The sequence below is a fragment of the Pseudaeromonas pectinilytica genome, assembly GCF_054780855.1.
In genome coordinates this window covers 1-957 of record NZ_BAAGVN010000089.1, presented here as the reverse complement: position 1 = coordinate 957, position 957 = coordinate 1, and the positions used below count along the sequence as shown (strand labels likewise).

General features: G+C 48.1%; 1 pseudogene. It reads left to right on the top strand.

Annotation, left to right across the window (positions count from 1 at the left end):
• Positions 1–365: 365 nt before the first annotated feature.
• A pseudogene (locus ACYVG7_RS06670) lies at positions 366–713 on the top strand (IS4/Tn5 family transposase DNA-binding protein); the annotation flags it as partial.
• Between the last annotated feature and the right edge of the window lie 244 nt (positions 714–957).

The following is a 957-nucleotide window of genomic DNA, read 5'->3' as shown; positions in this document are numbered from 1 at the left end:
TTTTTTTGCGATTAAATCAGATCACAAACGAAGCCTTTTTTCTATCTATTTCAATTGGTTGTAGCTAAAGATCCTGTACATGTCCTTCGATATCAAATAAGCACTATCATGGCTTATACTTTGCCCTGTTTGTTGTGCTCAATTGAGTGCTTATATCATGATTATGGAAGCAAACCGCTATCACGGAGGCGAATCATGCGCACAGTAACCTTCTCGGACGCCCGCAAGCATTTTGCGGACACACATGAACTGTGTAACCAACAATGCCGAACCCTGACTCTTATACACAAGTAGCGCCCTGAACGGAACCTTTCGCGTTTTCCAGGATCTGATCTTCCATGTGACCTCCTAACATGGTAACGATCATGATAACTTCTGCTCTTCATCGTGCGGCTGACTGGGCTAAATCTGTGTTCTCTTCGGCGGCGCTGGGTGATCCTCGCCGTACTGCCCGCTTGGTTAACGTCGCCGCCCAATTGGCAAAATATTCTGGTAAATCAATAACCATCTCATCAGAGGGTAGTGAAGCCATGCAGGAAGGCGCTTACCGATTTATCCGCAATCCCAACGTCTCTGCCGAGGCGATCAGAAAGGCTGGCGCCATGCAAACCGTCAAGTTGGCTCAGGAGTTTCCCGAGCTGCTGGCCATTGAGGACACCACTTCTTTGAGTTATCGCCACCAGGTCGCCGAAGAGCTTGGCAAGCTGGGTGCTGCGTAATCGCACTTGCTTGACCATCCAGTCGCATTGAGTTTGACCACTTAATCGCATTAACCTGACCAGTGTGTAACGTACCGCTGTATCTTTTGCTTTTGGAGGCGTACTGAGAACCCCCAAGATGAGGTTTATCGGCAGCAACATGGGAACTGACTACTCATTGCATATTCCCACGCATGGCGATCGCTCAATAACATTCATGCCGATCACGTAATAACATCCATGCCGATCACTCAATAAC